This is a genomic window from Bradyrhizobium sp. Mp19 (assembly GCF_029952935.1).
Taxonomy (GTDB): domain Bacteria; phylum Pseudomonadota; class Alphaproteobacteria; order Rhizobiales; family Xanthobacteraceae; genus Bradyrhizobium; species Bradyrhizobium elkanii.
Window position 1 is genome coordinate 22,845 of record NZ_JASAUT010000004.1, and the last position, 20,275, is coordinate 43,119.

Here is a 20,275-nt window from a genome sequence, read left to right on the forward strand (position 1 = left end):
CCTGAGTGTCTTACTTCGCCTGTTTGGTTGCCGCCTCTTCGAAAGATCACGAAGCCGCATGTCACCCACCCCACCGTTGGCGCATCGCAGAACGATCTGTACGGCTCGCTCGAGTGTTCGATTCGCGACCGCAAATTGAAGCACATTGATTCATGCCGGCCCCAGCGGGGCCGGCATGAATCCAGGTTCTCAAGCCCCGACCTTCCTGGCGGCAGGAACCGTCCAGGTGCCGTTGATGATCGATGGGTCGGTTTCCTGCGGCCAATACATGCGCAGCATGAGTATGAAATCTCCCTCGGGCGCAGGAAGCCAGTTGGATTCCTTGTCCTTGCCGGGCGAGTCCTTCTGAATGTAGAGATCGGTCGAGCCGTCCGGATTTTCCTTCAGATTTTCCCGCGCACTGATCGAATATCGGTTGAGCGGATTGTTCACGAAGAAGTAGCCGCTGTCGTACATCGTGAGCGACCAGAATCCCTCGGCCGGAGGAAGGTGGCCTTTGGGAAACCGCATGACGTACTTGTTCGCACCATTGTACTTGCGGTCATCCACATCCTTTTGCGAGGTCGGGTAGACCGCATCCTGCGGGCGGTTGGCGCCAAGCCCGATCGCGGTCACCAGGGCCCGCATCAGATAGTCGGTACCGTAGATGCCGGTTTTCGTCGTGAACGCAAAGCCGTTCTCGTCCTTGACGGCCTTGTTGACCTTGAACTGAAGCATGATCCTGTCGAACGACACCTCCGGGACGCGCTTCAGGAAGTCCGCCTTCAGCTTGGTCTCGTCAAAGTCGCGCCCGGGTACGATGCCGATGCGGGCAAATTTGGCGAGTTGGGCCGCGTCCGCCGCGTATGGCGGGTTGGTTTTCATGAGCTCGCAGAGCAGCTTGAAATACGACACCGCGTCCATGCGATTGACCTGTTCGCGGACAGCCGTCTTCATGTCGATCGACGGATCGACCTTTCCCGGAGGTGGCGTGTACGGCTTGCCATAAGCACTGAGCGGAACGAGCTTGCACTCGTCCTGCAGCTTGTGGACGGCTGCATAGTCCTCCGGCGTTCCGGTGCAATAGATGCGGCCGAGCAGCCACACGAGGTTGGTAGGTGATTTGTACTCCCTCACGCCATCCGGCAGCGTGCCCTTCCAGCCGGGCCCGGTGATGGCATAGGTTTGTGCTCCGGTGCCGGTGGTACGCTTCCCCGGCACCTGGAATACCGTTGTCCAGCCATCCAGCATGGGCATCAGGAAATAGCGCCCCTTCATGTCCGGGATGCTGAGGACCCACGGTTCCTTCCCGACGTCGAAGAAGGACGTGGTGTAGAGCGTGTCCGCGTTGGGTGCGGTGACATCCCGGAACGACGCGTCCGGATATTGGCGCAGCTTGATGATATGGCCCATCGGCCCTCGCGTGCCCACGGGCTCCGCGACGTTGGTGATGATCCTCCGCGTCATCTCCATCGTCACCAACGGATAGCCGAATATGTAGGCGTCGCTCGCGAGCCAGAAGTCCTCCAAGCCCTGACCGACACCCAGGAAAGCTCCCTCCTCGGCGACGGCTGGTCGACCTATCGCCGCTCCGGTGAGCAGACCCATTCCGCCAAGCGCAAGATTGCGACGAGTGATCTCCATTGTTCTCTCCTTGTGTACAAATCGAATGGTCTTCAAAGAATCGTCTGGCTGCCTCGACTGTCGGCCTGCCGTGAAGGGCGTCCGATCCTCCGGTCAGGGCTGCATCCTGATCCCGAGCGCCGCTCTCATATCCTTGAAGACCACTGCGATGGCTTCGATGATGAGCTGGTCAGGATGAGCCTTGCAATGTTGGATCACTTCGTGCTCGGCCTCACGGGACTTCTTGATGTCGAGGTAGTGCTTGCGCGCGAGGCCGTTGTACCAACCGCTGTACCAGGCAGTGAGAAGATCGGCGTCTCCCTGCCACGTTCCGGCGAGTTGCGCGCATGTCAGCTTCTGAACATCCAGATAGCCTTCGGCGTTGGCATAAGCGCTCAGGTCCGTCTGCGCATGCGCCGACTGAATGCTGGCGACGATCAACGATGCTGCAATCATGGCGGTTCGTCCCATGATCCCCCTCCTGTGAGCTCGCGTGTTCGGCTTAGATTGGGCCGACCTTCCCTGTCGGCCGAGCGGCTGTGACGCGACGGTCGCGTTGCTCAGTAACAAGGCGGATACGGATAGTATCCGCACCGCGGGGCGTAATAGGGATAGGCTGCCGCAGCTCCAAGGGCGGCCGCACCCGCGACTGCAGCGCCGCGGTAGTAAGCACCTCGCCAGGCGGTGCGGCGAGCAACGCCGGCAAAAGACAGCGGCGTGAATGGACGACCGATGATGTCGATAAAGATCGACGCCGGTCCATCAGCCCCCGCAAGGTCACCTTCGAGCATATCGACATCGAAAGTCAGCCTGTCGCCTTCGAGCTTGGGCGATTTCAGGACGACGACGGCGTCGGCTACCGATGATCCGTCTTTCCTGAACCCGGACACGGTGGCGTTTGGAGGATCTTTCGCGAAATTGTCACTGCCATTGCCCCAATCCTCGACAATTCGCGACGTAAGATCGTGACCAGCCGCCCTCACGGGCCGATCGGCGAACACGATCGCATTCGGTGAAACCCCCGTCAGCACAAGCTTCCCGTCCTTCAAGCTCGCACCCCGCGAGTTGAGGACGAAGAGCGATGGCACGACTTCCGGCTTTGCCTGACCTATCGACTTCTCAAGCGGTACATGTGGTTTGCTCTCGGGTGCAGACTGGGAAAGCACCTTATGGGGAGCGGCAATCAATCCGGCGACACAAAATACGAACAGAGCTGAGCGAAGGATCATGTTTGTTATTCCTTTGGAAAGCGCAATTTCGGCAATCAGCTTCGCTAAGCATTTCGCGCCAATTCAAATCGCGCGTCTTGCCATTTCGCGCCAATGATCGGAATTGTCATTGCCGAGCGGCGTGAGACCTCTTGCGATGGCTCGCTCGGCTCTGCCTATCGGCAAGTTGCCTGTAGATGATGGGCTGAATTTTCATCACACGCACGAAAGTACGGCTGAAGCTGCTAGGGTTGCTGTAGCCGACGAATTTCGCGATTTCCGACAGTGGCTTGCCTGAGTCCACGAGCAAGCGACAAGCGATGTTCAAGCGAACTTCCGCAAGCATTTCGCTGTGGCTGGTGCCCATGCGACCAAGGTGACGCTGTAGCGTGCGCGAGCTGAACTTGAGAGCGCGAGCGGTGCTATCAAGGGTTGCGTCACCGTGTCGCAGCGACGCGACAATGACTGCGCGGACCACCTGGGCTGAAGGCAATCGGACAGCTCTCATCGGTTGGGCTGAGGCGTGAAGCCCGTGCTCCTGCAAAGAAACGACGCTCCAAGTTAAAGCAGTTTAGGGCATCGATCTGGCCATCAGCCGCCAAAACTTTCGCCAAGCGGAATCGTCGAACGTGTTATTGCACCTGATTGCTCGATAAAGACAACCCAAGAGAGTTCCGGCCTGCTAAGCTGCGATCGCGGCAAAACTTCTTGGGCAGGTAGTAATGACCGTCATTCCGTTGACCCGTTGTCAATTTTTGATTCCATTCGCTGAGCTTCATTCTGAAATAGGCGGCCCTACGGCGGCACTTCTCGCCAGATTTCAACTCCCGACGTCCTTTGAAGAAAAAGCGGAGCATTACGTGCCTTTGTTGCCGGCGGTTCGGTTCGCGACGGCCGCTCAGCAAAAGCAGGGCCTGTCGGAAATTGCCTTTCGCGCAGCCCAACGACTTTCGTTTGAACATTTGAGCGAAACCATGCGGGCGCGGGTGCGCCATGCGCCAACCCTATTGGTTGCCCTGCAGCAAATATGCCGGTGGGCGCCGTGCGAAGATACGATCCTTCAACTATGGCTCGAGCCAAGCGGCGAGAGTTTGAAGATTTGCAGCAAGCTTATTGGAACGGAGGGCATTTCTCATCTTGAGATATCCCAGTGGCTTCAGAACATATTCGTCCTGCACATCGTCCGTCAGTTCGCCGGGATGAGTTGGTCTCCGAGAGTGATTGCGTTTGAAGCGATCTATACGCCGAGCCCAGAGGTCCAGTCGCATTGGCCGAACACGCGCTTCATGTCGGGTCAAAAGGCCTCATGGATCGAAGTGCCGGTCGAACTCCTCAGCCTTGCAAATCCCGCAAATGACGTTCGGTCAACGCTGTCCGATCACGCGCCGCAGTCATTCGGAAAGGACGTCGTCAGCGCACTGAAGCTGAGCTTGCCCTCCTACCTGGATCAAGGAGGCCTCACGATCATGCAGGCCGCCGAGATGATGGGAGTGAGCAGCAGGAGTCTGCAGCGGAGGCTTTCGCTTGCTGGTCTGACATATTCGGGTCTGCTCGAGCAGGCGCGCTTCAACAATGCGGCCAAGCTTCTGGGCGGCACCGAAATCAAGATCATCGACGTTGCATTCTCGTCGGGCTATGCCGACCCTGCCCACTTCACGCGGGCTTTCCGCCGGATTTCCGGCTGCACCCCGCGGGAGTTTCGGGAGAGGTCGAGGAACGGACAAGCCACGATCGATCGGCCTGCCGCCCGACCCAATGGCAATCGCGTCTAGGGAAGGTTTTCGCCTTGAACGCGGCGCAACGTAAAAGCACAGGGCTCCCGGCTCCCGGATCGATCTTGAGCGCTGCATTGTGCGCGAGCCTTGTCGTCGTCCCGGTTGCGAAGGCCTTTGCCGCAAATGATGACGGCGTTGCCAGTGCTTCAGTGCCGACGATCTATCTCGACCTCAGGACGATCTACGCACAGGTACCGGCAGGATCGCTCGCGTTCGGCTTTGGACGTTCAACGCTGTTCAATACGCAGACGCTTGCGGCATCGGGCGGCGCGGCACTTCCGGCGGGCCTGCCAGCAGCGAAATCCCTCAACATGGATTTTCCGCTAACGGTCGATGTCACCGAAAGCGTCTCGCTCTATGCCGGCGTCTCCGGCAGTTCGACGAACTTCGGAAGCGCCAGCTTTTCGTCCTTTCAAATCACGAGCTGGAACATCGGCTTCCAGGCCGACCTTTATGAGCAGAACGGCGGGACCTTTCCTACCGTGACGCTGCAATCGACCGTCACACAGTCGATTCCCAATGGTCCGCTGGGTACAACCTCGTTCAACAACATTCTCGAATTTGACTATGCGCTCGATTCCGATGAGACCAGAGGCTTCCTCAGCGGTTTCCAATACACGCGAACCGACGTCGATGGTGCGCTGGGAAGGGTCAACCCGAACACGATTGCCTATGTTGGTGGCTACTATCAATGGCCGAACAATTGGAAGTTTACCGGCCGCGTGGGCTTGCAATCCTTCGAAGGCGCGCAGCTTCTGAACCTCGCGTCGATTCAGCCCTTTGCACAACCGATCGTGCGGCTCGATCTCGACCGCATGGATGATAATGACAACCGACTGTTTGGCATCACAGCCGAAATCATGTGGGTGCCGAACCCCGCCTATCAACTGACGTTCAGAACGCCTCTGTATGCCGTCAAGAACTAGCCGGCGCACGAGCAAGCAAGCACCGAGACTATCCGACGCGGGTGCGAGCGACCCGCTCCCGGCCGTGCTGCGACGACGGGTAGATCTACCCCGGGTCAGCTTGACTGTGTCCTCTGCGGCCATCACCGGGTCAGCCATCGGCCCGCCAGGATGCGGCACCAATCGGTGCAGTGACACGGCCAAGCAGTCATGGCGTCGGCCGTCACCTCGAAAACCGAAGCGCGCCGGTGGCAACCGATCGTCCGGCTATCGCTGATCGTCGAACGGCTTGATCGAGTGGGCCGGCGCGCGCGCCGGCTGGATCGTCAGCCGATAGGCGATCAGGTTGGTGCCATCGAATGCCTCGAGCAAGTAGTCGCAAACGGGACAGTGATACTCACCCTTGGCGCCAGGTTCGGACCATAGCTCCAACCGCCGGAAACCTGCGCCACAGCACGCGCACGTTACATCCGCTTTCCGCACGTGGATCCTCTTGGCAGGGTTCCGCAGGACGTAAAAACACCAGGTGAACTCGGCAAAGAAACGATGGCTGTCGGCTGACTGAGGCGAAAGCAAATGTCATGGAACTCAGGTTCGCATTCTAGGCAAGATGCTTCGGCAGCAAAGTGCAGATTGTGCCTGGAGTGATTGATGACAGCTGCCTGACCTTGTCGAACGCGCGCCCTGCTGCATTCCGTTGATCTACGTCAAGCTCGCGCGCCGAAATTGTCGCAGCTTCACGGCTCGCAAAATCGTCCGTGAGGGAGGACACGCCATGCTTCGTTGTATCCTCGCCGCTCTGGCGGCTCTGGTTCTCGTTGCAGTCTGCCTGATTCCTGATGACGCCTATGCCCGCCGTGGAGGAGGCGGCGGCTTCCGCGGTGGCGGAGGCGGTTTTCACGGCGGCGGAATGCGCGGCGGTGGCATGCATGTAGGTGGTGGAAGGGTTCATGGTGGAGGATATCGCGTTGCCGGCCGTCCAGGTGGCCGACCGATTGCAGGGCGTCCGGGCTATCCCGGTCGACCGATTGCGGGGCGCCCTGGCCGCCCGGTCGCCGGCTATCCCGGCTACGGCAGAGGCTACTATCGGCCGGGCTGGGGCTATGGTGCTGCTGCCGTCGGCGCAGCGGCCGCGGCCGGCGCGTATGGCGCCTATGGCTACTATGGCAACCAAGGCTGCTACTACAATGAATACGGGCAAATGATCTGCCCGCAGAACCAGTATCAGTATTGATCCGGCTGAGCAGCAGTCGATGGACATGCGGTTGCACCGCACGGGCTCGCTGTCGAGCTTCGGTCAGGCATCGGCATGTCCATGTTGAATGGATCGACCGCAAAGGAACGCCACGATGGCCATCGTGGCGGTCCCTTGAATTTGCATTCCCGAGGAGACGACTAGATGGAGTACGACGCCTTCACCGACGCGAGCCTCAAGATGATGTACGAGGCTGTTCGCGGCGCGCTCGAAGCCGACGATGAGTTCGCGGCAAACGGTGAAGAGCCAAAATTCCGGGTCCGGTCGACGGCCGAATGGAAGCGGCATGCCAGCAATCTTGAGGCCGAGATTCTGAAACGGGGGCTCCAGATCGACATCATCGACTGGACGAAGGGCCAGGACGAGCTGTCGCTCTAGAGCCGTTTCGAGCCCGCGCGAACGCGGGCTCGAACGCCGGCAACTTTGCCACTCTCCGATCATCGTGCCGCGGCGACCCGTCCTGCGCATGGTCGTGAACGCTCGCGACGAGGAATAGCGCGCAGCGCCCTCGTCCGGGTCGGTGCCGGCACGATCACGCTCGCTGTGGTCAAACCGGGCCGTGCGATCCCGGTGGCACCATGTACAGGGTCATGGCGAAAATCACATAGATGAGCACGAGCAAGGCGCCGATAAACCATGCCGACCGTCCGCTGTTGGTGATGAAGCAGGACGTCACGGAGGCGATCATGACCATCGTCACGGCCCCCGGCCAGAACTGCAAATCCATCGGCTTCGGACCGACGACGTAGCTCAGAAGCACCAGTGCCGGCGCGACAAACAAGGCGATTTGAGACGCGCTGCCGAGCGCGATGCTAACGCTCATGTCGAGACGGTTCTTGCGCGCCGCAGAAAACGCGACCGCCATTTCTGCCGCGGCGCCGACCAGCGCGACGATGATGAAACCGACGAACGCCGGGCTCAATCCCAGCGTCTCGCCCGCCTTCTGCACCGAGCTCACGAATATTTCGCTGACCAGTGCGACCAGCACCGTGACCACGAGAAGGGTGCCTATTGCAAGTCCGATCGGCCAGCCGGCGCCGCCGGTTTCGCCATGCTCCTCGCTTGCAAACAGCTCCTTGTGTGTCTTGAGCGAGAACAGCAAGCCGAGTCCATAGACACATATCAGCAGCACAGCGAGGCCCGTACTGAGAGCCAACGCCATCGCTTCGCCGCGCGCCGGATCGAGGTCGGCAACAGCCGATGGCGCAAGCAACGCAATCGTGGCCATCAGCAGCAGCGCTGCGTACATCCTTCCGCCGGCCCGATTATATTCCTGAACGTGATGGCGGAGCCCACCGAGCAGGAATGATGCGCCGAGCATGAAGAGTGAATTGGTGACGATGGCACCAGCGATCGATGCCTTGACCAGCATGTACTCTCCGGCATGCAGCGCCGCGATCGCGATGATCAGCTCGGTCAGATTGCCCAGAGTTGCGTTGAGCAGGCCTCCGACTGCGTCGCCGGTCTTCTCTGCGACGCTCTCCGTCGCATGGCTGAGAAGGGCGGCCAACGGCACGATGGCCAGAACAGCGAGCACAAACAGGGTGGTGTGTGCGGAGGGAGCTGCTGTCTCGACCGCCAGCACGATCGGCACGAAGACCAGCATCCAGAGCAGTGGATTATGTCGAATTTCCTTGAGCAGAAGGTGCATGGTACCGCCCGGTCGAAACGAGGTCGAAAGCAGTTTCTGAACACCGCAGGCAGCGTAACCTTGATCTAGCTCAACAATCCGGCGCAACCGTCGCGCCAGTCACGGCCTGAGCCTTTCCCGAACGGTCAGAAGCGCGTCCATATTTGCCGGCTCCCTCCCCCTTTTGACCTAGATCAACCCGTGGCCGACCAGATTGCGGTTGTTCTCGCGGACATCCTTGATGAGCAGCTCAGGAGCTTACAATGACGAGGAACGCAGCTGTCGCAGCGATTGCATTTTTGGTGACGACCTCGTCTCTCGCTTTCGCAGCAGAGACGTCCACGACGGTCGGAGCTGCGCAACCCAGCGCCACCGACCTGAAGAGCCTGACGGACATGCGTGTCGGCATCGTCAAGGCCGCTTTGCAGCTGACACCCGATCAGGAGAAATACTGGCCGGCCATCGAGGATGCCATCCGTGCGCGAGCGAAAAACCGGCAGGCTCGGTTGGAGCGGATTGCCGAACTTCAGGGGAACGGACCGATGGAGGTCCTTGGTGGAAGCAATCCGGTCGAGATGATGCAACGAAGGGCAGACCGGCTGATTCAGCGCGGGACCGATCTCAAGAAGCTCTCCGATGCCTGGGAGCCGCTCTACAAGACATTGAGCGATGATCAGAAGCGAAGGATGGCATTCGTGTCGTTCGCCGTCATGCGCGGCGTGCGAAACGCGATCGAGCAGCGTGGCGGTCCGGACGACGAGGACGAATAAGGCCAACCGGACCGAACGCGAACAGCCCCTTGCAGGTTTGTGCGTGAAATGATTGGACGCTCGAAAGGGCGAGCGTCGCGCGTACCCGCCAAACGAAAACGCCGTACTGCAACCGTCCATCTATGTTGCGGGCGATTCCATGTTGCGGCGTGCATAGCTGCTTCGCCGGAAAGCACCGCGTTCATCAACCCGGTCATTCCGGCGGCGGAAAGCGGTCGAAGGTCGGCAGCTCATGCGCATCCTCCATCCAGCGCAGCCGCTCCGCGACCTGGATATGCATCGTGGCCGGCACCCGATCGGGGTCGTCATAGGTGCCGCTCTGGATGTCGATGAACCCGGGCAGCATGTTGCCATTGGTATAGAAAAGTCCGCTGCCGCAGTTCGCGCAGAAATGCCGCCGGCCATGCTCCGAGGATCGGTAGATCCTGGGCTGCCCCTTGGTCACCTTGACCATGCCCTCGGCAACCATCACCCAGCCGACCATCGGCGCGCCGGCGTGGCGCCGGCAATCGGTGCAGTGACACAGCGCATGGACGACCGGTTCGCCGGTCACCTCGTAACGGATCTCGCCGCAGTGACAGCCGCCGGTGACGTCAGCCATGTTTTCCTCCGCTCGATCAGTGGTTTGCCGGGTCGATAACGCTGCGAGCAGCAATGCTTCAATTGCGCATCTTGCCCTTGCGTCGAGCTGTCGCGCCGTCCCCTGCGCCCCCGATCATGCGGGCCTCACGAAATCGTCATCCCTGCCCTCGGCCCCGCCAAAGCTCCGGGAATAAAGCCCCGGCCCCGCCGATCATCTCCCCGGAAACCCAATCCCTGGGCCCACGGGAGACTTGCCATGAGCGGACACGATCACGACCATCGCGATGAGGAAAAAGGCGTCAGCCGACGCAAGGTGCTGGAATGCATGACCTGGGCCGGCACCGGCGTGCTGTGGACCGTCACCGGCGGCGTGCCGCATTCGCTCGGCATCGTCGGCTCGGCCGCGGCTGCGGAAGCGGCGCCCGGCATGACCTTCATGCAGATCAGCGACAGCCATGTCGGCTTCGACAAGCCGGCCAACCCGAACGCCATCGGCACGCTGGAAGAGGCCATCAACAAGGTCCGGGCGATGCAGGTCAAGCCGTCCTTCATGATCCACACCGGCGACATCACACATCTGTCGAAGGCGTCCGAATTTGATGACGCCGATCGCATCATCTCGCAGGCCAAGCTCGACGTGCACTACGTGCCGGGCGAGCACGATTTCATCGACGAGGAGGTCAAGCTCTACAAGGAGCGCTACGGCCGCGGCACCAAGGGTCCGGGCTACTATTCCTTCGACGCCGGCGGCGTGCATTTCATCGGCCTCGTCAACGTCGTCGACCTCAAGGGCGGCGGCCTCGGCAATCTCGGCAACGAGCAGCTCGAATGGCTGGAGAAAGACCTCAAGGGCCGCTCGAAGTCGACGCCGATCGTGCTGTTCGCCCACATCCCGCTGTGGACGGTCTATCCGCAATGGGGCTGGGGCACCGAGGACGGCGCCCGCGCGCTGGAATACGTCAAGGGGTTCGGCTCGGTCACCGTGCTCAACGGCCACATCCACCAGGTGATGCAGAAGGTCGAGGGCAACGTCACCTTCCACACCGCGCGTTCGACCGCCTTCCCGCAGCCGGCGCCGGGCTCCGCCCCCTCGCCCGGCCCGATGAAGGTGGAGGATGCCAAGCTGCGCAGCATGCTCGGCGTCGCCAGCATCAACTTCAAGCAGAACAGCCAGCCGCTGGCGATCATCGACACGCCGCTGCAAGGCTGAGGGACAAGACCGATGAGTTCGATCAATCGACGCGACTTCGGGATCGCCGTGGTCGCGACCATGCTGCTGCCGGTCACGGCGGCCCGCGCCGAGGATACCGCGGTCCATATCGACAACTTCTCGTTCACCCCGCCCCAGCTTGACGTGAAGGTCGGCACCACCGTGACCTGGACCAACCGCGACGACATCCCGCACACCGTGGTGTGTGCGGGCAAGTTCCGCTCCAAGACCATGGATACCGACGGCACCTTCTCGTTCACCTTCACGGAGCCCGGCGAGTACAAGTATTTCTGCTCGCTGCATCCGCACATGACAGGCAGTGTCAAGGTTGGGTAACGTGACAACCCATACAATCACAACCATGCCCGGCCGGTGGCCCTCCGCCCCCGGCCGGACACGAGCCGTCTCTCGACATGCCGGGCAGAACACGATGGTTGTCAACGCGTCGCAAGACGATCCCGAAAAGGCGCGGCGCTTCCGCGAGGCCGCGCTGCCGTATCTTGACGACGCCTATACGCTGGCCCGCTATCTGCTGCGCGACGCCGCCGACGCCGAGGATGCGGTGCAGGAATGCTATCTGCGCGCCTACAAGCATTTCGACAGCTATCGCGGACCTGCGATGAAGCCGTGGCTGTTCGCGATCCTGCGCAATGTCTGCCGCGCCGAATATGCAAGGCGCAAGACCGCCCCGACCGCGGTCGAGGAGTTGCCCGAAGGCGGCGAGCAGACCCCGCTGTGGAATGAAGCCCCGGAGACCCCGGAAAAGCAGCTGCTGCGCCGCTTCGACGGCGAGACCGTGCGCAAGCTGGTCGCGGCGCTTGCCGAGCCGTTCCGCGAGACCTTCGTGCTCAGGGAAATCCAGAATCTTTCATACCGCGAGATCGCCGATGTCGCCGCCGTGCCGGTCGGCACCGTGATGTCCCGCCTCGCGCGCGCCCGCGCCATGCTGCGATCGGCCTGGCTTGCGGAACAGGAGCAAGCGAAATGACCTGCGAGGAAGCCGAAGTGCTGATCCACGCGCTGATCGACGGCGAACTCGACGCCGGCCATGCGCGCGAAGTGGAAGCCCATGTCGAGGGGTGCGCGCATTGTGCCGCGCTCATGAAGGAGTATCAGGAGATCCGCCAGGCGATCGCCGAGAGCGATTTGCGCTACAAGGCGCCGCTCGAGCTGCGCCGCAAGATCGAGAAGTCGCTGCCGCAACCACAAGCGCAGGCGGCGCCGACCCGGCGCTCGGTGTTGCGCGGCTTCGCGCTGGGCTCCGCGGTGTCGGCGATGGCAGCGACCGGCCTTGTCGCGATCGTGCTGCGCAACGATGACGAGCAGCGCATCGAAAACGAGGTGGTGTCGGCGCATCTGCGTTCGCTGCAGGCCGGCCACCTCACCGACGTGATCTCGACGGATCAGCACACGGTCAAGCCCTGGTTCAACGGCAAGCTCGACGTCTCGCCGCCGGTGATCGATCTCACCGCGCAGGGCTTCACGCTGATCGGCGGCCGGCTCGACTACGTCAACGCCCGCGAGATCGGCGCCGTGGTCTACAAGCGGCGCCAGCACGTCATCAACCTGTTCGTGGCGCAGACCGCGAGTACCGAACGCAAGGCGGCGAAGATTTCGACGCTGCAGGGCTTCAACATCCGCCGCTGGAGCGACCGCGGCCTGAACTACTGGGCGGTCAGCGATCTCGGCGCCGACGAGCTGAGCGAGTTCGGCGACAAATTCGAGGGCGCGATGCGCGCGAACAAGGAGGGGTGAGTCTTGTAGCCCGGATGGAGCGCAGCGTAATCCGGGGACGGTCTTACCCGCTGTGAGAACCCCGGATTTCGCGCAGCCTGTCATCGGGCGCGCATTCGCGCGACCCGTTGGCTGCATCCGGGCTACAGGTTCGAAACTACGCCGACTTGCGCACCGCGTTGTCGACCAGCGTCTTGCCGAGCGACCAGATCGCGCCGGGAACCTTGTGGCTGCCGGCGATCACGTCGTCGAACGACTTCTCGATCCAGGTGCAGTCCTCTTCGGTGATCGTGAGCGGCGGCAGCAGCTTGATGGTGTGGAGGCCGTGGCCGGCGACCTGGGTCAGGATCTTGTGATCCTTGAACAGCGGCACCGTGATCAGCTGGCAGAACAGGCCCTTGTTGGCGGTCTCCAGCAGATTCCACGACGCCTTGAGCCGCAGCGATTTCGGCGGACCGAACTCGACGCCGATCATCAGGCCCTTGCCGCGCACTTCCTTCATCAGTTCATAGCCGGGCACCATGCGCGTCAGCGCTAGACGGAGCTCGGCGCCGCGTTTGGCGGCGTTCTCGACGAGCTTCTCGGCCTTGATGACGTCGAGCGTGGCGATGCCAGCGGCCATCGCAAGATCGTTCTTCGCGAAGGTCGAGCCGTGCACGACCGCGCGATCCATCTGGTTGAAGATCTTGTCGAAGATGTTCTTGCGCGTCAGCAGCGCGCCGATCGGCACGTGACCGCCGGACAGCGCCTTCGCCAGCAGCACCATGTCGGGCTCGATGCCCCAATGCTCGATCGCGAGGAATTTTCCGGTGCGGCCGATGCCGGTCTGGATCTCGTCGGCGATGAACAGCGTGCCGTATTTGCGGCACAGCGCCAGCGCGCCGGGCAGGAACTCGTCGGTGGGCATGTTGACGCCCTTGCCCTGGATCGGTTCGACGATGAAGGCGCCGACCTGGCGCGACGACAGCGCCTTCTCCAGCGCCTCGAGATCGTTGAAGGGAATCGGGGTGCAGCCCGGCAGCAGCGGCTCGAATCCGCCGCGGAAATTCGAATCATCCGTCAGCGACAGCGCGCCGTAGGACAGGCCGTGGAACGAATGCCCGCAATAGACGATACCGGGGCGACCAGTCGCGCCGCGCGCGAACTTGATCGCAGCTTCGACGGTTTCGGCGCCGGAATTGGCGAAAAACACCTTGTCCAGATATGGAACATGTTCCAGAAGCCGTTCCGCGAGCACGCCGGCGAGTGTCGAGACATCGAGCTGCACGAGATTGGGCAGATCGGCGTCGAGCACGCTCTTCAGCGCCTGGCGCAGGGCCGGATGATTGCGGCCAATCGCAAAAACGCCAAATCCGCTCAATAGATCAAGGTAACGAGCCCCCTGACGATCGAAGAGGTATTGGCCTTGCCCCTTCTGGAATCCGACGTCGTAGCCGATGGTCTTGAGAACGCGAACGAGCTGCTCGTTGAGGTGACGCGTGTGCATGGCACCGCGCTGCCCCTCGCGCTCCACAAAAATCTCGGAAACGTCTAAATTGGAACTTACCATTCGTTACATACGTCGGTTGATGGCCATCTCGTCAACTTAAAACGCTCGCTCGCGGCGTTTTGACCCCCGCTCGGATCGTCCAGTTAAGCACAGGTTTGGACCATGTTGCACTGCCCAAGAACTTTCGCGCGTACAATAGCCTTTTCAGGTTTATTTTTGGCCACCGTATTATCACCGGCACTTGCAGCGGACCCGACCGGCGACTGGAAGGTCGCTGACGGTGTCGCCACCATCCGCGTCGCCCAGTGTAATGGCAACATGTGGGGTGCGGTGTCTTGGGAAAAAACCCCGGGCGGCAAGGATAAGAACAATCCTGATTCTGCAAAGCAGAGCAGGCCGACGCTCGGCATGCCGATCCTCATCGACATGAAGAAGAAGGCCGGCGCCGATGCGTGGGAAGGTCAGGTCTACAACGCCAAGGACGGCCAGCTCTACAGCTCGACCATCAAGCCCGTCGGCACCGATCAGCTCGAGATCCAGGGCTGCGTGCTCGGCTTCCTGTGCGGCGGCGAGACCTGGACCCGCGTCGGTCCGCCGATTCCGGTGAGCGCCGCCGGCAACCCAGCGGCGAAGGGCACCCAGCCCAAGTCAACAGCACCGCAGAAAACCACCGGCGCCGTGGCGCCGGCCACCAAGCCGGGTCAAAAGCAGGTCCCGGGCAACGCCAATGCGCAGGCTGACGCCGTGGGCGATATCTGCCTGCTTCCGGACATCGCGCGACCGACGCATTAGCGGAAGCCTGCGGGGAACACCGTCCGCTGACATCGCGGCTCGGCGGCGCCTGCCGCCAAGCCGGTCCGACAGCGAACCGCCAACGCGTCAGGTGACGTCGTTGGCGATATCCTCCTCCTTGACCTCGCGCGGCTTGCCCATCAGCGCCGGCTGGAACAGCAACACCGCCGCGAGCGTGGTGACGAGCGAGAGCGCCAGCAGCTTGCCCATGCTCGCGGTGCCGGGATGGCTCGACAGCCACAGGCTGCCGAACGCGGTCGCCGTGGTCAGTGCGCTGAAAAAGATCGCCCGCGTCAGGCTCGACTGCAGCAGATTCGTCCTGCCCTGCCGCCACGCCGTGACATAGTAGATCTTGAACGCCACACCGACGCCGAGCAGCAGCGGCAGCGCGACGATGTTGGCGAAGTTGAGCGGCAGCCCGATCAAGACGCAGATCTCCAGCGTGACGATGCCGGCGACGAGGAGCGGCACCAGCGTCATCAGCACGTCGACGACGCGGCGCAGCGTGAGCCACAGCAGCAGACCGATCGTGACCAGCGCCAGGATGCCGGCGTGGATGAACGCCCTCACGATGACGTCGCCCGACTTCAGGATCGAGACCGGCCCGCCGATCGCGGTCGGCTCGGCGGCGAGCACGGCGTCGGCAAAGCGGCGCAGATTGTCGTTGTCGTTCGGGTCGCCCTTCGGCTCCACCTCGACACGCATCAGGCCGTCCTTGGTCTTCCAGCTGTCGACGAGTTCCGGCGGCAGACTCTGCAGCGTGACGGTCTGGGCCTGCAGCGTATTGCGGAGCTGATCGAACACGATCTTCATCGGCGCGACGAAGACGTCCTGCGCCTTGTCGCGGGTCGCCTGGTTCGAACCGGCGAGCTTCTGCAGCGCGTCGGCGAGCCGGCGCGCGGCCACCGCGCCCGGCCCCTTGCCGTCGCCCGCGGTCTTGCGCAGGCTGTCGACCGAGCTCTTCAGCGACTCGACATTCTCCTGATCCGACGGCGCCGGATCGACCGAATCCGGGTTGAGCGCGGGGCCGAGAGTCTTGGCCGCCTGCGCGATCAGCTTCAGCTTGGCCGGCTGGTCGTCGGGCACGAAGCTGTCGAGCGACATCACGCGCGACACTTCCGGCAGCTTCTCGAGCTTGGCCTCGATCTTCTTGGCGTCGGCTTCCGAGCGCGTCATCACGTTGATGGCGTTGGCGCCGGTGTTCGGATCCTTCCGCAGGTCGAGGAAGGTCGCGATCGATTCCACCTTGGAATTGCGCAGATTGATCGGGTTGAAGTCGAACTTCATGTAGTGGAGCAGCGGCAGGCCCGCGACCGTGACCAGCAGCGTGCCGACGATGATCGGAACGCGATGCTTCTCCAGGAAGAGATCGAGCGGCGCCAGGAAGGCGTAGCCGACCGGCTCCTTCTCGCCGGGCGGATTGAGCAGATCGAGCAGCGCCGGCAGCACCGTGATGCTGGTGACGAACGCCACCAGCATGCCGGCGCCGGCGATCTTGCCGAGCTCCGAGATGCCCTTGTAGTCGGTCGGCAGGAAGCAGAGGAAACCGGCGGCGGTCGCCATCGCGGCAAGCGACAGCGGCACTGCGGAGCGGCGCGCCGCGTTTTCCAGCGCCAGCGTCAGATTGTCGTTCTTGAAGCGCTCGGAGCGGTAGCGAACGCTGAACTGGATGCCGAAGTCGACCCCGAGGCCGATGAACAGCACGGCGAAGGCGATCGAGAGCAGGTTCAGCGAGCCGACCATCATCAGGCCGACCGCCGTGGTGATGGCAAGCCCGATGAACAGGTTCACGAACACGGCGAAGATGATCTTGCCGGAATGCAGCGCCATCCAGAGGATGACCAGCACGATCACCACGGTGCCGATGCCGTTGGTGATCGCGCCGTCCTGCACGGTGGCGTATTCCTCGTTGGCGATCGGCACGGGTCCGGTCAGGCGAACGCGCGCGTGATATTCGGTCGGAAATTTCAGATCGGCCGCCGCCTGGCGGATCGCATCGGTCGCGCCCTTGCCCGGCTCCAGCGCCGAATAGTCGATGATCGGCTTGATCTCGATGAAGGCGCGCTTGTCCGAATCGGTCAGCGGCTTGTCGCTGGTGAGCTCGCGCCACGAGAAGGTCGCGTTGCCCTTGGCGAGGACGGTCTCGACCGTCTCGGAGATCAGGTTGAAGGGCGGCGCCGTATTGTCGAGCTTGACCTGCCCGCGCTTGACGCCGGCAAGGCCGGTCTCGAGCGCGCCGGTCAATCCGCGAATCGAGGGATCGCCGGCCATGATCTCGATCAGCGGTGCGGCCGCTTCGAGCTGGCCCGCGACCTTGCCTACCTCTTCGGTCGGCAGGAACAAGAGGCCGTTCTTCTCGAAGAATTCGCCGGAGCCGAGCGCGGTGATCGCTTCGAAGTTCTTCTTGTCGGCCTGCAGCTTCGCGGTGAGCGCCTTCGCGGCCGAGCTGGTCAGCTCGGGCGTCGCTGCCTCGACCACCGCCAGGATCAGCCGCTCGCGATCAAACGCTTCCTCGAACTGGTTGTCGCGCTTGCGCCAATCCAGATCCGGCGAGATCAGCTTGTTGATGTCGGTGTTGATCGAGAAGTTGCGGGCCGTGTAGAAGCCGGCGCCGATCGACAGCAACACAGAGATAATCACAACCGGAAGGGCAAAACGCGTACAGGTCCTAACAACGGAGACGACAATATTTGTCAGCACTTCGTTTCTTTCTAATCTCGGGGAAGCATGGCCGAAAACGCCCGCTCTGTAGCGGAGTTCCCGGGACCGATCTAATGTTGTTTTGGTTATCTTCCTCGACGGGACGGCGAGGAGGTTCCAAAGCACAGGAACGGCCACGAAAGGCCGGTATAAACCGCATGAGTGGGCGATAAAGTGACGAACAAGTGAGGGAGACGGTCGGTCGCAGGAGCCAAAACCACACTATATTACCTCCAACGCCTCTTCCGTCGTGATCCAGCCCGCTCGAAACGCTACCTTTTTGCCACAAATCCCTGTATTTCCATGCGCTTGGGGCACAGATCCCGTCCAGGAACTGTGATGGCGCGGACGTTGCAACTGACGTTGCGAGGTCCGACGTGTGGAGTGCGTTGCCGAAAAGGCCGCAGGGCATTGAACGAGATTGGTGCAATTTGCGTAACGGACGTCCGATGGAAGTGTTTCTTGCTCAGCCGCGCGGCTTTTGCGCGGGCGTCGTGCGCGCGATCGAGATCGTCGAACGCGCGCTCGAGAAGTATGGCCCGCCGGTCTATGTCCGCCACGAGATCGTGCATAACAAACACGTCGTCGAGAGCCTGAAGAAGAAGGGCGCGATCTTCGTCGAGGACCTTTCGGAAGTGCCGGCCAAGGCGGTGACCGTCTTCAGTGCCCATGGCGTTGCCAGGAGCGTCGAGGAGGAGGCGGAAGCCCGCGACCTGCCGGTGCTCAATGCCACCTGCCCGCTCGTCACCAAGGTCCACAACCAGGGCAAGCGTTATATCTCGAAAGGCCGCGCCCTGATCCTGATCGGGCACGCCGGCCACCCCGAGGTCGAGGGAACCATGGGACAGGTTCCGGGGCCGGTTCTGCTGGTCCAGAGCGTCCAGGATGTGGCGGAACTGAGGCTGCCGAGCGATGCGCCAGTCGCCTACATCACCCAAACCACCCTGTCGGTGGACGACACCAGGGACATTATCGCGGCTCTTCAGGCAAAATTTACAGATATTCAAGGCCCGGACATCAGGGATATCTGCTATGCGACACAGAACCGCCAATCTGCGGTAAGGGACCTGAGCAAACTGGTGGACGTCATTTTGGTGGTGGGGGCCGCCAACAGTTCCAACTCGAACAGGCTTCGTGAAATCGGCACCGAGGTCGGCGTCGCGAGTTATCTCATTGCCGATGGGAGCGAGCTCAATCCGGATTGGCTGAAGGATGCGAAGGCCGTCGGCATTACCGCGGGCGCTTCTGCGCCCGAAGTTTTGGTCGACGATGTGATCGAGGCCCTGCGGCGCATCGGACCGGTGTCGGTCTCGGTCGTTCCGGGCCGAGAAGAGAATATCGAATTCCGGCTGCCAGCCGAACTGACTGCGGGCTGATCTGAACCCACATCCCTTTGATAAGTGCAGAAAGAAATCGTCTAATGGCTATACCGTTCTTCAAGGAAATGCGTATCGGCGGTTATCTGATCAAGCAGAAGCTGCTTGGCCGCAAACGCTATCCGCTCGTGCTGATGCTGGAACCCTTGTTCCGTTGCAACCTCGCCTGCGTCGGCTGCGGCAAGATCGACTATCCCGATGCGATCCTCAATCGCCGCATGACGGCGCAGGAATGCTGGGATGCGGCCGATGAATGCGGCGCGCCGATGGTGGCGATTCCCGGCGGCGAGCCGCTGATCCACAAGGAGATCGGCGAGATCGTGCGCGGCCTCGTGGCGCGCAAGAAGTTCGTCTCGCTGTGCACCAATGCGCTGCTACTCGAGAAGAAGCTCGATCTGTTCGAGCCGTCGCCCTATCTGTTCTTCTCGGTGCATCTCGACGGCCTGAAGGAACATCACGACAAGGCGGTGTCGCAGAAGGGCGTGTTCGATCGCGCCGTCTCCGCGATCAAGGCGGCGAAGGCGCGCGGCTTCACGGTCAACGTCAATGCCACCATCTTCGACGGCCATCCGGCCGAGGAGATCGCCAAGTTCCTCGACTTCACCACCGAGCTCGGCGTCGGCGTCTCGATGTCCCCGGGTTACGCCTATGAGCGTGCGCCCGATCAGGAGCACTTCCTCAACCGCACCAAGACCAAGAAGCTGTTCCGCGACGTCTTTGCGCTCGGCAAGGGCAAGAAGTGGAACTTCATGCATTCCGGCCTGTTCCTCGACTTCCTCGCCGGCAACCAGGAATACGAGTGCACGCCCTGGGGCATGCCGGCGCGCAACATCTTCGGTTGGCAGAAGCCCTGCTATCTGCTCGGTGAAGGCTACGCCAAGACCTTCAAGGAGCTGATGGACACCACCGATTGGGACACGTACGGCACCGGCAAGTACGAGAAGTGCGCCGACTGTATGGCCCATTGCGGCTACGAGCCGACCGCGGCCACCGCGGCGATCAACAATCCGCTGAAGGCGATGTGGGTCGCGCTGCGCGGCATCAAGACATCAGGCCCGATGGCGCCCGAGATCGACATGTCGAAGCAGCGTCCGGCGCAGTACATCTTCGCCGAGCAGGTGCAGAAGAAGCTCTCGGAGATCCGCCGCGACGAGGCTGCGGCCGCCGCCGCCAAGCAGCAAGCGAAGGCCTCGACCGCCGCCTGAAGCTCGATGTGAGCGAAAGCAGAAACATGAAAGCCCCGGTTC

The 20,275-nt window shown here is 61.9% G+C and carries 20 protein-coding genes; 12 read left to right on the forward strand and 8 right to left on the reverse strand.

Going from position 1 to position 20,275, the window contains the following annotated elements; genetic code table 11:
• Nucleotides 1-189 precede the first annotated feature (189 nt).
• From QJT82_RS06700 to QJT82_RS06715, 4 genes are all read right to left on the reverse strand, one after another.
• The gene (locus QJT82_RS06700; protein WP_028338670.1) at nt 190-1,623 is read right to left on the reverse strand and encodes a DUF1254 domain-containing protein; all 1,434 of its coding nucleotides are present in this window, start codon (nt 1,621-1,623) and stop codon (nt 190-192) included.
• A gap of 93 nt (nt 1,624-1,716) precedes the next feature.
• The gene (locus tag QJT82_RS06705) at nt 1,717-2,058 is read right to left on the reverse strand and encodes an HdeA/HdeB family chaperone (protein WP_028338671.1); all 342 of its coding nucleotides are present in this window, start codon (nt 2,056-2,058) and stop codon (nt 1,717-1,719) included.
• Nucleotides 2,059-2,162: 104 nt separating this feature from the next.
• On the reverse strand, nt 2,163-2,831 hold the full coding sequence (locus tag QJT82_RS06710; protein WP_245288624.1) for a hypothetical protein: 669 nt from the start codon (nt 2,829-2,831) through the stop codon (nt 2,163-2,165).
• A gap of 106 nt (nt 2,832-2,937) precedes the next feature.
• Complete coding sequence (locus QJT82_RS06715) at nt 2,938-3,318, reverse strand: AraC family transcriptional regulator (protein WP_028338672.1); 381 nt, start codon at nt 3,316-3,318, stop codon at nt 2,938-2,940.
• 214 nt (nt 3,319-3,532) lie between these two features.
• On the opposite strand from QJT82_RS06715, the gene QJT82_RS06720 reads away from it, so the two are divergent.
• From QJT82_RS06720 to QJT82_RS06735, 4 genes are all read left to right on the forward strand, one after another.
• Nucleotides 3,533-4,582 (forward strand): AraC family transcriptional regulator, encoded by a 1,050-nt coding sequence (locus QJT82_RS06720; protein WP_028338673.1) that lies wholly within the window; start codon nt 3,533-3,535, stop codon nt 4,580-4,582.
• A 65-nt stretch (nt 4,583-4,647) separates the two neighbouring features.
• Nucleotides 4,648-5,511 (forward strand): hypothetical protein, encoded by an 864-nt coding sequence (locus QJT82_RS06725; protein ID WP_245288625.1) that lies wholly within the window; start codon nt 4,648-4,650, stop codon nt 5,509-5,511.
• Between the two features lie 754 nt (nt 5,512-6,265).
• Nucleotides 6,266-6,724, forward strand: coding sequence for a hypothetical protein (locus QJT82_RS06730; RefSeq protein WP_080686636.1), 459 nt, complete (start codon nt 6,266-6,268; stop codon nt 6,722-6,724).
• 165 nt (nt 6,725-6,889) lie between these two features.
• Nucleotides 6,890-7,123 (forward strand): hypothetical protein, encoded by a 234-nt coding sequence (locus QJT82_RS06735; RefSeq protein WP_028338677.1) that lies wholly within the window; start codon nt 6,890-6,892, stop codon nt 7,121-7,123.
• Between the two features lie 169 nt (nt 7,124-7,292).
• On the opposite strand, the gene cax is transcribed toward QJT82_RS06735, so the two are convergent.
• Nucleotides 7,293-8,396, reverse strand: a complete 1,104-nt coding sequence (cax, locus tag QJT82_RS06740) for a calcium/proton exchanger (protein ID WP_028338678.1) — start codon at nt 8,394-8,396, stop codon at nt 7,293-7,295.
• Nucleotides 8,397-8,677: 281 nt separating this feature from the next.
• Here cax and QJT82_RS06745 point away from each other — a divergent pair, with 281 nt between their 5' ends.
• Nucleotides 8,678-9,145 carry a Spy/CpxP family protein refolding chaperone gene (locus QJT82_RS06745; RefSeq protein WP_245288634.1) on the forward strand — a complete coding sequence of 156 codons (468 nt, stop codon included), beginning with the start codon at nt 8,678-8,680 and terminating at the stop codon, nt 9,143-9,145.
• A gap of 193 nt (nt 9,146-9,338) precedes the next feature.
• On the opposite strand, the gene QJT82_RS06750 is transcribed toward QJT82_RS06745, so the two are convergent.
• A complete protein-coding gene (locus tag QJT82_RS06750; protein ID WP_028338680.1) occupies nt 9,339-9,746 on the reverse strand; it encodes a GFA family protein in 408 nt (135 codons plus the stop codon).
• Between the two features lie 237 nt (nt 9,747-9,983).
• Here QJT82_RS06750 and QJT82_RS06755 point away from each other — a divergent pair, with 237 nt between their 5' ends.
• The 4 genes from QJT82_RS06755 (at nt 9,984) to QJT82_RS06770 (ending at nt 12,692) form a co-directional block, all read left to right on the forward strand.
• Nucleotides 9,984-10,937, forward strand: coding sequence for a metallophosphoesterase (locus tag QJT82_RS06755; RefSeq protein ID WP_028338681.1), 954 nt, complete (start codon nt 9,984-9,986; stop codon nt 10,935-10,937).
• Nucleotides 10,938-10,949: 12 nt separating this feature from the next.
• On the forward strand, nt 10,950-11,273 hold the full coding sequence (locus tag QJT82_RS06760; protein ID WP_028338682.1) for a cupredoxin family copper-binding protein: 324 nt from the start codon (nt 10,950-10,952) through the stop codon (nt 11,271-11,273).
• Between the two features lie 94 nt (nt 11,274-11,367).
• A complete protein-coding gene (locus tag QJT82_RS06765; RefSeq protein WP_018270594.1) occupies nt 11,368-11,925 on the forward strand; it encodes a sigma-70 family RNA polymerase sigma factor in 558 nt (185 codons plus the stop codon).
• The gene (locus QJT82_RS06770) at nt 11,922-12,692 is read left to right on the forward strand and encodes an anti-sigma factor (RefSeq protein ID WP_028338683.1); all 771 of its coding nucleotides are present in this window, start codon (nt 11,922-11,924) and stop codon (nt 12,690-12,692) included. The genes QJT82_RS06765 and QJT82_RS06770 overlap by 4 nt, the downstream gene beginning before the upstream one ends.
• A 136-nt stretch (nt 12,693-12,828) precedes the next feature.
• Here the strand turns inward: QJT82_RS06770 and hpnO are convergent, their stop codons facing one another.
• Complete coding sequence (gene hpnO / locus QJT82_RS06775; protein WP_028338684.1) at nt 12,829-14,220, reverse strand: aminobacteriohopanetriol synthase HpnO; 1,392 nt, start codon at nt 14,218-14,220, stop codon at nt 12,829-12,831.
• Nucleotides 14,221-14,322: 102 nt separating this feature from the next.
• Here hpnO and QJT82_RS06780 point away from each other — a divergent pair, with 102 nt between their 5' ends.
• Nucleotides 14,323-14,952 (forward strand): DUF2147 domain-containing protein, encoded by a 630-nt coding sequence (locus QJT82_RS06780; protein WP_051447710.1) that lies wholly within the window; start codon nt 14,323-14,325, stop codon nt 14,950-14,952.
• A gap of 87 nt (nt 14,953-15,039) precedes the next feature.
• On the opposite strand, the gene QJT82_RS06785 is transcribed toward QJT82_RS06780, so the two are convergent.
• Nucleotides 15,040-17,652 carry an MMPL family transporter gene (locus QJT82_RS06785; protein ID WP_028338686.1) on the reverse strand — a complete coding sequence of 871 codons (2,613 nt, stop codon included), beginning with the start codon at nt 17,650-17,652 and terminating at the stop codon, nt 15,040-15,042.
• A 449-nt stretch (nt 17,653-18,101) separates the two neighbouring features.
• On the opposite strand from QJT82_RS06785, the gene ispH reads away from it, so the two are divergent.
• Together ispH and hpnH are read left to right on the forward strand one after the other, a co-directional pair.
• The gene (gene ispH, locus QJT82_RS06790) at nt 18,102-19,028 is read left to right on the forward strand and encodes a 4-hydroxy-3-methylbut-2-enyl diphosphate reductase (protein ID WP_028338687.1); all 927 of its coding nucleotides are present in this window, start codon (nt 18,102-18,104) and stop codon (nt 19,026-19,028) included.
• Between the two features lie 44 nt (nt 19,029-19,072).
• Nucleotides 19,073-20,233 carry an adenosyl-hopene transferase HpnH gene (hpnH, locus tag QJT82_RS06795; protein ID WP_028338688.1) on the forward strand — a complete coding sequence of 387 codons (1,161 nt, stop codon included), beginning with the start codon at nt 19,073-19,075 and terminating at the stop codon, nt 20,231-20,233.
• Nucleotides 20,234-20,275: the final 42 nt, after the last annotated feature.

What these genes read in the sequence shown, in the direction of transcription:
- QJT82_RS06770 (WP_028338683.1), top strand. Translation starts at nt 11,922, where the DNA reads ATGACCTGCGAGGAAGCCGAAGTGCTGATCCACGCGCTGATCGACGGC.
- QJT82_RS06720 (WP_028338673.1), top strand. Translation starts at nt 3,533, where the DNA reads ATGACCGTCATTCCGTTGACCCGTTGTCAATTTTTGATTCCATTCGCT.
- QJT82_RS06760 (WP_028338682.1), top strand. Translation starts at nt 10,950, where the DNA reads ATGAGTTCGATCAATCGACGCGACTTCGGGATCGCCGTGGTCGCGACC.
- QJT82_RS06700 (WP_028338670.1), bottom strand. Translation starts at nt 1,623, where the DNA reads ATGGAGATCACTCGTCGCAATCTTGCGCTTGGCGGAATGGGTCTGCTC.
- QJT82_RS06710 (WP_245288624.1), bottom strand. Translation starts at nt 2,831, where the DNA reads ATGATCCTTCGCTCAGCTCTGTTCGTATTTTGTGTCGCCGGATTGATT.
- QJT82_RS06735 (WP_028338677.1), top strand. Translation starts at nt 6,890, where the DNA reads ATGGAGTACGACGCCTTCACCGACGCGAGCCTCAAGATGATGTACGAG.
- QJT82_RS06750 (WP_028338680.1), bottom strand. Translation starts at nt 9,746, where the DNA reads ATGGCTGACGTCACCGGCGGCTGTCACTGCGGCGAGATCCGTTACGAG.
- cax (WP_028338678.1), bottom strand. Translation starts at nt 8,396, where the DNA reads ATGCACCTTCTGCTCAAGGAAATTCGACATAATCCACTGCTCTGGATG.
- hpnH (WP_028338688.1), top strand. Translation starts at nt 19,073, where the DNA reads ATGGCTATACCGTTCTTCAAGGAAATGCGTATCGGCGGTTATCTGATC.
- ispH (WP_028338687.1), top strand. Translation starts at nt 18,102, where the DNA reads ATGGAAGTGTTTCTTGCTCAGCCGCGCGGCTTTTGCGCGGGCGTCGTG.
- QJT82_RS06715 (WP_028338672.1), bottom strand. Translation starts at nt 3,318, where the DNA reads ATGAGAGCTGTCCGATTGCCTTCAGCCCAGGTGGTCCGCGCAGTCATT.
- QJT82_RS06765 (WP_018270594.1), top strand. Translation starts at nt 11,368, where the DNA reads ATGGTTGTCAACGCGTCGCAAGACGATCCCGAAAAGGCGCGGCGCTTC.
- hpnO (WP_028338684.1), bottom strand. Translation starts at nt 14,220, where the DNA reads ATGGTAAGTTCCAATTTAGACGTTTCCGAGATTTTTGTGGAGCGCGAG.
- QJT82_RS06730 (WP_080686636.1), top strand. Translation starts at nt 6,266, where the DNA reads ATGCTTCGTTGTATCCTCGCCGCTCTGGCGGCTCTGGTTCTCGTTGCA.
- QJT82_RS06780 (WP_051447710.1), top strand. Translation starts at nt 14,323, where the DNA reads ATGTTGCACTGCCCAAGAACTTTCGCGCGTACAATAGCCTTTTCAGGT.
- QJT82_RS06705 (WP_028338671.1), bottom strand. Translation starts at nt 2,058, where the DNA reads ATGATTGCAGCATCGTTGATCGTCGCCAGCATTCAGTCGGCGCATGCG.
- QJT82_RS06755 (WP_028338681.1), top strand. Translation starts at nt 9,984, where the DNA reads ATGAGCGGACACGATCACGACCATCGCGATGAGGAAAAAGGCGTCAGC.